The 7,651-nt window shown below is 70.2% G+C and carries 9 protein-coding genes; 3 read left to right on the forward strand and 6 right to left on the reverse strand.

Annotation, left to right across the window (positions count from 1 at the left end; genetic code table 11):
• Positions 1–208: 208 nt before the first annotated feature.
• The 4 genes from K377_RS22185 to K377_RS22200 form a co-directional block, all read right to left on the reverse strand.
• A complete protein-coding gene (locus tag K377_RS22185; protein ID WP_111665195.1) occupies positions 209–1,198 on the reverse strand; it encodes an AraC family transcriptional regulator in 990 nt (329 codons plus the stop codon).
• Positions 1,199–1,444: 246 nt separating this feature from the next.
• Entirely contained in the window at positions 1,445–1,792 is a 348-nt protein-coding gene (locus K377_RS22190) for a hypothetical protein (protein WP_258395098.1), read from the reverse strand.
• Complete coding sequence (locus tag K377_RS22195) at positions 1,789–2,472, reverse strand: hypothetical protein (protein ID WP_237551370.1); 684 nt, start codon at positions 2,470–2,472, stop codon at positions 1,789–1,791. The genes K377_RS22190 and K377_RS22195 overlap by 4 nt, the downstream gene beginning before the upstream one ends.
• 148 nt (positions 2,473–2,620) lie before the next feature.
• On the reverse strand, positions 2,621–3,283 hold the full coding sequence (locus tag K377_RS22200; RefSeq protein ID WP_111665230.1) for a lysophospholipid acyltransferase family protein: 663 nt from the start codon (positions 3,281–3,283) through the stop codon (positions 2,621–2,623).
• A 300-nt stretch (positions 3,284–3,583) separates the two neighbouring features.
• On the opposite strand from K377_RS22200, the gene K377_RS22205 reads away from it, so the two are divergent.
• Complete coding sequence (locus K377_RS22205) at positions 3,584–5,380, forward strand: SpoIIE family protein phosphatase (protein WP_258395099.1); 1,797 nt, start codon at positions 3,584–3,586, stop codon at positions 5,378–5,380.
• Between the two features lie 106 nt (positions 5,381–5,486).
• Here K377_RS22205 and K377_RS22210 read toward each other — a convergent pair whose 3' ends face one another.
• The gene (locus K377_RS22210) at positions 5,487–5,897 is read right to left on the reverse strand and encodes a VOC family protein (RefSeq protein ID WP_111665196.1); all 411 of its coding nucleotides are present in this window, start codon (positions 5,895–5,897) and stop codon (positions 5,487–5,489) included.
• 73 nt (positions 5,898–5,970) lie between these two features.
• Between K377_RS22210 and K377_RS22215 the strand changes: the two genes are divergently transcribed.
• Positions 5,971–6,345, forward strand: coding sequence for a hypothetical protein (locus K377_RS22215; RefSeq protein ID WP_146614751.1), 375 nt, complete (start codon positions 5,971–5,973; stop codon positions 6,343–6,345).
• Here K377_RS22215 and K377_RS42360 read toward each other — a convergent pair.
• Positions 6,315–7,148, reverse strand: coding sequence for an NUDIX domain-containing protein (locus K377_RS42360; protein WP_237551371.1), 834 nt, complete (start codon positions 7,146–7,148; stop codon positions 6,315–6,317). The two genes, K377_RS22215 and K377_RS42360, sit on opposite strands and share 31 nt — an antisense overlap.
• 177 nt (positions 7,149–7,325) lie before the next feature.
• Between K377_RS42360 and K377_RS22225 the strand changes: the two genes are divergently transcribed.
• A partial coding sequence (locus K377_RS22225) for a transposase (RefSeq protein WP_146614752.1) occupies positions 7,326–7,651 on the forward strand: 326 nt, incomplete at its 3' end.

Raw genomic sequence — 7,651 nt, forward strand, 5'->3', positions numbered from 1 at the left:
AAGTTCTCCCAGAAAGCCTGAGTTCGTCGTTCGGCGACTGCAAGCTACGGCACGTCGGCAGCGGGCAACGCTCCGGATTGCGCGGCAGTATCCGGAAAGCGCTGGACGTACGGATGCCTGCGGGGATCACCGCAGCAGTTACGGGACTTCGTCGCGGCGGCGCGCGCGGCGGTCCTCGTCCTGGTCCTGAGCCTGGTTCTGGTCCTGGTCAGGGAGTTCGCAGGGTCTGGGAGGGGGTCTCCCCGAACCGGGCCCGATAGCGCAGAGCGAACCGGCCCAGATGCGCGAACCCCCACTGGTAGGCGATATCGGTGACGGTGGCCGAGCCCGGCGGCGAGGTCCGCAGCTGCATACGTACGCGTTGCAGGCGCACCTCCGCGACGTATGCCATGGGGGACATGCCCACATGCTTGCGGAACGCCTCTTGCAGAGTCCGCAGGCTGACCTGGCCCATGGCCGCGAGCCGGGCTGCGTCGTACGCCACTTCGGGGCGTTCCCTCACCACGTCCATCACCCGCTTGACCGCGGCCGGGCGCATCTGCGGCGGCGGGGCCTCCAACTGGGCACGGTAGGAATGATCGGTCGCCAGCAGCAGTCCTTGGAGCAGAGTCTGCTCCAGCCGGCCTGCGATGAGGGGCTGTCGCAGCAGACCGTGCGGGATGTCCCAGTCCAGCAGGCACCATCGGGTCAGGTTCGCCCAGCTGCGGCCGGGGCCCCCGGTGACGTCCATGTACGGTTTGAAGCGCGGCTGCCGCCCCAGCGGCTTGCCCAGCAGAGTCTCCAGCTGGCGGTGCACCGCCAGCTTGTCGACCTTCACGGCGAGGACACGACAGTCGGGCGACCAGTCGTAGACGCTGATGTCCCGGGCCGGGTCGTAGACCACGGCCTTGCGCGTGGTGGTGTGCACCGGCGCGGCGGTGCCTTCCTGGACGCCGAAGCCGCCCTGAAGCGGAACGCAGACGTGGTAGAAGCCCGGCTCGCAGTAGCCCGTCCTGATCTCGGTCCCGAAACTGACGTCGCCGACGGTCAGCGCACCGAGGTCGGCCATGTTGACCCGGGTGACGAAGTCGTGTGCGTCGGCTCCCCTCACCTCGAGCCGGAGGTCGTAATAGACCTCCGAGAGCACGTGGCTCGCTTCCTCGACGGAACGTGTGACGAACGTGTTTGTCTCTGCCGCCCGGCTGTGCGTGGAATCCATGACCTGCCCCCCTCATAGACAGTCACCAGGATGGTCCGCGCCGGGCCGGGCACGCGGGTCGGTGACAAGTCTTGGAGTCGGGTTGACCGCATCTTCGGAGGCTGCTGGCGCTCTTCGCCCGGTGGATGAACGTGCATGGTCCGGGACAGCTTGCCCCTCGACGATTGCATCGGTGCTCAGGCAATCGGCCGGCAGGCGAGGACCGTACCTGCCCCGTACGACACAGGGCTCTGCCTTGCTGGTAGCTCACCAGTACGTCCCCGTCGACGTCGGGTGCGTCTGTCCCAGGAGACCGCGCTCCAGCCGTGCCTGGTGCCGTACCCGCCTCCTCATGATGATCGCGGGAATGCCGAGCGCCAGCAGCACCGGGGTCGCGGCGGCGATCCCGAACCAGAGGAAGAGCGCGAGGTAGCCGTAGGCGGCGGCATCCACGTCCGCGTCCGCCTTCACCAGGAAGGCGATGCTTGCCAAGGCCGCGACCACCATGACGCCCGCTAGGGCGATCGCGAGCCAGAGCAGGACGCCGGCCCGACGCCGGTACCCGGCACTGATGTCCTGGCAGGCGCCCCGCCGGAGCGCCGTCTGCCGGGTCACTTCTTCACCGAGTCCCAGGCGCCGGCGTTGAAGCTGCGCAGGAGGGCGATGAGCGCGGCCCCGAGCCGCCAGTCCACGCCGGGTGCGTGTACGTGCAGCTTGTCGCCCTTGGACCTGAACTCCAGCGGCGTCTGCCCGTTCGCGCGCCACCGGATGCGCCGGGGCGCGCGTGCGAAGCCGCCCTCATTGCCGGGGACGCTGTCGAAGACGCTGATCACGAGGACCACAGTCATCAGGGGCAGCGCGAGCCACCACATCCACCACCAGACGATCCTGCCCTTGAAGCCGACCGCTTCGGAGCCGTCGGGCTGTTGCACGGTCCAACGGGTGCGCAACCCCCTGCCGCGGAGCGCCTTGTCGCGCGTGAGCGTGGCGATGACCTCGCCGCGCGCGCCGAGCACCTGAAACCTTGCGACGCCGCCGCCGGCCGACAGGGTCACCACGGTGGCCACCCGCTCCCGGCGCTGATCGTCGGCCCACAGAGCGAAGGAACGAGCCCCTGTGCCCCGGCCCGCAAGATACCCGGGGACGCCTCCCGGTGGCAGTTCGCGCTCCACGTACACGACCGACGGCGCCGGCCCCGAACCGTCGGAGAAGCTGACCATGCACGCCACCTTCTCCCGCCCCACGCGGTCGACTCGCCTGGGCCCGCCGTACATGGTCAGTACGTTGCTGCTCATGATGTCGGCCCGTGGACCGGCGGGGTCAGCCGGGGCATCGTGCCCCTGTCGAAAATGGTCAAGGTTGCCTCCGTGTCGAGAAGGGAACGCCGTCGCCGGTGCTCCGCGCAGGACAACCTGCGGCAGAGCGACCGGTCCAGCGGTAGGACTACGCAGCGAGCGCGGCGGCCCCATCGAGGTTGGCGGCCGCGGTCCGCCAGGCAGTGGTCACCGCGACTCGGGCCCGCGCCGTCTGAACGGAGCGGCCACCGGCCAGCGTCAGCGGCGCGCCCACATGAACGTGGAGAGCGGGCCGGCGCACGGGCGCCGTGACGAGTCCCGCAAGCTGCTTGACCTTGCTTCCCGAGGTGACGCGGCGGGCGCCCGCCTGCCCGACGGGTACCACAGGCGCGCCCGTGCGCTCGGCGAGTCGGGCCAGGCCGCTGCGGAACACTCCTGGGGCCGTTTCCGCGACGTCCTTGCGGCGGGGCAGCCCGCCTTCGGCGTAGATGAGGACCAGACGTCCGCGCTCCAGCGCATCGGCCGCTACGTCCAGCGCGGCCGCCGCACGCCGATCGCCGCGGACGACGGGGATGTGTCCCTCGCGGGAGAGCGCGCGTCCCAGCAGGGGGACGCGCCACAGCCCCGCTGCGGCCATGACGACCGGCTCAGAGCCGAGGCGGCGCAAGGCGGCGACCACGATGGCGGGATCCGCGAGAGAGGTGTGGTTCGCCGCGATGATGCTGCCCGGCGCAAGCACGGCACCCGGGTCTGCGGTCACCGACAGGCGGCCCACGGCGGGCACCAACAGGTCCGCGATACGGCTGAGCATGAGCAAGCTCCCGGTCTTGACAACGTTGATCGTCATCGTCGGCGACCGACGCCGACCGGACATGAGCCGTCGTACTCATCTTCGGAGTCGCCCTACCCAGACCGGCACCCAGGTGGCCCGCGCACACCAGCATCGCCAGCCGGACGGTTCCGCCTCAGACCTGCTGGTCACGCGCAGGCGCGGTCATCGGCAGGTGACCGTCGAGCGGCACGTACGCCCCTCAGGTGCGCAGGCGCGCGGTCGCCACCCGGCGCACCATGGGAGACGGCACGGGAACCGGGACGGGCAGGAGCGGCGAAGGTGGGCGCAGGGCGCGAGGACGGCACCGCGGGCGCGGACGACGCCGAGCTGCGCCAGCTCCAGGCCCTCAACCGGATGCCGGGCCCCTCCGGGGAGGCCCCCGCCGATCCCGCCCCTCGCCCCCGCAACCGTGCCGCGGAACTGCTGGTCACCGGACACGCCCTCGCCCAGGTCACCTCACTGGGGGAAGCCCTCACCCTCGTCGCCCAGCTCGCGGGCCCCCAACTGCCACTCGGCGCCCAGGCCGTCTTCCGCGCCGACCGCGAGGTGCTGCACTGCGTCGGCAACGTCGGCCTGCACGACGGCGACGACACCCAGCGCGCGCTGCGTCTGCCCCTGGACTCCGTGCACCCGGCCACCCAGGTCGCCCGCACCGGCCGCCCGGTCTTCCTCGCGTCCCCCGAAGAGTTCCAGGAGCGTTTCCCCGTGGGCTGGCAGCTCTCCGACCGCGACGGCCACCGCGCCTGGGCGTTCCTGCCGCTGACCACGTACGGGCAGCTCACCGGCGTGTGGATGGCCGCCTTCGAGGTCCCCGTCCCGCTCACCGACGAACGCGGCACCTTCCTGCTGACCCTGGCCCGCCTGCTGGGCCAGAGCATCGAGCAGACCTACGACGGACAGGCCGACCGCGCCCTGTCGCAGAGCCTGCGCAGCAGCATGAGCCGGATCGGCCCCGGCGTCGAGGGCCTCACCCTCGCCGCCCGCTACGTCCCCACCGGCGGCGGCCTCATGGTCGGCGGCGACTGGTTCGACAGCATCACCCTGCCCAACGGCCGCCTGGGCCTGGTCATCGGCGACGTCCAGGGCCACGACGTGCACGCCGCCGGCCTGATGTCGCAACTGCGCACCGCGATCCACGCCTACGCTGCCGAGGGCCACGGCCCCGACGCCGTCCTGGTGCGCGCCTCCCGCTTTCTCGCCTCGCTCGGCGAGGGCCGCTTCGCCACCTGCATCTACCTGGAGGCCGACCCCGCCACCGGCACCCTGCGCATCGCCCGCGCCGGACACCCGCACCCGGTGCTGCGCCTGCCGGACGGCACCAGCCTGCTCAAGCACGTACGCGGGGGGCTGCCGCTCGGCCTCGACCTCGGCGAGGACGACTACCCGGTCAGTGTCGTCACCCTGCGCGCCGACGAGATCCTCATGCTCTGCACCGACGGCCTCATCGAGTCCGGCGGTCACGACATGTACTCGGGATGGCTGCGCGTACGCGACGCCCTCGCCCCCGGCAGCCCGGACGATCTGGACGCCCTCGCCGACCGGCTGATGAACGCCGTCGTCAACGTCCCGGCCACCGCATCGGGGGAGCGACCCGCGGGCTCCTCGTTCACCGAGGACGACATCGCGCTGCTGCTCCTGCGCCGCGACCCGTCCGGCGCGCGGGCCGTGCGCTCCGGGCGGCACCTGCGCTTCACCCTCGAACAGGACCAGGCACAGGGCCTGGCCGACGCCCGTATCGAGTTCCAGGGGCTCCTGCACGACTGGGCACGCCCCGAACAGGTGGACACCGTCCTGCTGCTGGTCTCCGAACTCCTCGGCAACGTCCTCGTGCACACCGAGTACGCAGCCGCCCTGCGCGCCGACATCAGCGGCGCCCGCGGTGCGCGCCGACTGCGCGTGGAGGTCACCGACCGCAGCGACGACGTCCCGCACCGCCGGGCCCCAGGGGAACTCTCCTCGTCCGGCCGCGGCCTGCTGCTCCTGGACCTGCTGGCGCAGCGGTGGAACATCCGCCCCGAACCGGAGGGCAAGACGGTGTGGTTCGAGGTCGACGAGGACGGCCCGGAAGAGCCCTGACCCGTCGCAGCGTCCGCCTCACAGGGCGGCAACGTCATCCCCTACGCGGACGAGGACTCCCCGACGAACGCCGGCGACGACTTGCAGGCGGAACGAAAGGTATCTCCTAGCCCCGCTCGGGCCAGACCGGGCCCTGGTCGGTCCAGATGACGCCCTTGTTGCGGCACAGGCAGAAGGGATGGCCGAAGGGGTCGGTGTAGATCCGCCAGCCGTAGCCGTTGGGGCCGATGAAGTCCTGCCTCAGAGTCGCGCCGAGACCGAGGACCCGGCGCTCCTCCGACTCGATGTCGTCCACTTCGAAGTCGAGGTGGAACTGCTTGGGGTGCTCGCTGTCCGGCCACTGCGGAGCGCGGTAGCCGTCCACCCGGATGAAGGCAAGTTCGATCTCACCGAACTTGATGCCGGCCCAGTCCTCGGAGCTGCCCTCCTTGACCGGACGCCCCGTCACCTCGGAGTAGAAAGCAGCCAGCTTCATGGTGTCGGGGCAGTCGATAATGAAATCGGTGAGTCGCAGCATCCTGTGATCTTGGCACAAGTTCCCGTCTCCGAGGCTCTGTCGGGCCGGTGGGGCCCGGAACTCGACCGGTCACATGTCGGTCGTGATGCCGTCGGCGAGGGTTGATGCCGGCTTTCCCGGATCACAACAGGGGGCGGGCATGGATTGGCTGGCGTGGGCCACCAGCGGGCTGGGAGTCTTCTTCTCCGCCTGCGCGATCTACGGGTACGCCACACGTCCCGGCGCACCACGCGACGCAGCCGTGAAATACGCCATCTATCGCGACTGGCTGCCGCTGCTTCTCGCCTGGTTCTTCCTCTGGAGTGGACTTCCCGACGCCCTGGACGCGCCCTGGGGCGTCGCTGACGCGTGTGACGTCATCGCCTTCGTTCCAGGCGTCGTCATCGCCATCGCCGAACGCCGACACCGCCGCGTCACTCAAAACGGCAGCGCCGGTCCCGTCAAGTAGTCCCGCACCGGCTCAAAAACCCCGCCCGGGATGTACCGGTCGAGGTCGACGAACGGTACCCAGGCGACGGCGGCAACCTCCCGCGGCGACGCCGGTCGTGCCGCACCGGACAGCCAGCGGCAGGCGACGTACACGACCCTCCGCGCCGTCACCGGATGTACGCGCTCACCGATCACTGACAGCGGTTCGACGACGACACCGGCCTCCTCCAGCGCCTCCCGGGCCGCGGCCTTCAGGACGGTTTCGCCCGGGTCGACCTTGCCCGCCGGGAACTGCCACAGCAGATCGCGCTCCGGAACTGCACGCTGTATCAGCAACGCTTCGCCCGCATGAGCAATCACGGCGCCCGCGATGAGGGAGGGGAGGTTCAACGACAACTCCGTTTCCAACGGCGGGGAGTCCCAGCCCGCGAGGCCCGCTGCCGCCTCGTGATGGCCGCCGTAGATGCCTTCATCGCCGTAAGCCGTCCAGATGCCGCCCTGGGCATCGGTGACCAGGGCGGGGATGTCATCGCCCACGCAGAACTCGGCTTCAGGTGTCCCGGACGGGGAGAACACCACAGCATTGGCAGACCAGGAGCCTTCGGCCTCGTTCCGGAACGCGCGGCTGCTCACTAGCAGGAACCGGGAATCCGGGAGCAGAGCCAGGTGAGTTGGTCGCATCCGAATGTCCCTCACCAGGACGCGCTGTTCCTCGCGGCCGGTGACGGTGACCAATTCAGCGGTGAACGGGATTTCCAGCCCCCATCCGATCCACCCCCTGGGGTAGCGATTGCGTGCAAGGTAGCCGCGGTGGGCCAGCATGACCGCAAGTTCCCCAGTGGGGCCGATACTCCACCAGAGTGCTCGGTACCCCCGTGCGGCGTCGGCTGGGGGAAGCCTCCACACGTGGTGTATCGCGGCATCGGAACGAGCAGCCATGGTACGGAGGTTCATAGCAAGTCGCCTTTAGACGTCATCTCAATTGGTTGGGTCGGTAGGCTGTCGGTCGTGGCAGGGATCGTTGAGCGGCTGGTGCCGGACGAGTTGTGGGAGTTGTTCCAGCGGGTGGTGCCGGAGGCGCCGTCGCGGCCGCAGGGTGGTGGTCGGCGTCGGCACGGCGACCGGGAAGTGTTGGCGGCGATCGTCTTTGTGTCCACGTCGGGTTGCACCTGGCAGCAGCTGCCTTCGGCGTCGTTCGGCCCGTCCGGAGCGACCGCCCACCGGCGGTTCTCGGAGTGGTCGAAGGCCAGGGTGTGGGCCAAGCTCCACCGCCTGGTCCTCGACGAACTCGGAGCCCGCGGCGAGCTGGACTGGTCCCGGTGCGC

This window comes from Streptomyces sp. PsTaAH-137, from assembly GCF_003259365.1.
GTDB lineage: Bacteria > Actinomycetota > Actinomycetes > Streptomycetales > Streptomycetaceae > Streptomyces.

Bases quoted from the DNA above. Each gene is read 5' to 3' on its own strand.
- K377_RS22210 (WP_111665196.1), bottom strand. From the start codon at position 5,897: ATGCTGCGACTCACCGATTTCATTATCGACTGCCCCGACACCATGAAG.
- K377_RS22185 (WP_111665195.1), bottom strand. From the start codon at position 1,198: ATGGATTCCACGCACAGCCGGGCGGCAGAGACAAACACGTTCGTCACA.
- K377_RS22200 (WP_111665230.1), bottom strand. From the start codon at position 3,283: ATGCTCAGCCGTATCGCGGACCTGTTGGTGCCCGCCGTGGGCCGCCTG.
- K377_RS22195 (WP_237551370.1), bottom strand. From the start codon at position 2,472: ATGAGCAGCAACGTACTGACCATGTACGGCGGGCCCAGGCGAGTCGAC.
- K377_RS22215 (WP_146614751.1), top strand. From the start codon at position 5,971: ATGTCGGTCGTGATGCCGTCGGCGAGGGTTGATGCCGGCTTTCCCGGA.
- K377_RS42360 (WP_237551371.1), bottom strand. From the start codon at position 7,148: ATGCTGGCCCACCGCGGCTACCTTGCACGCAATCGCTACCCCAGGGGG.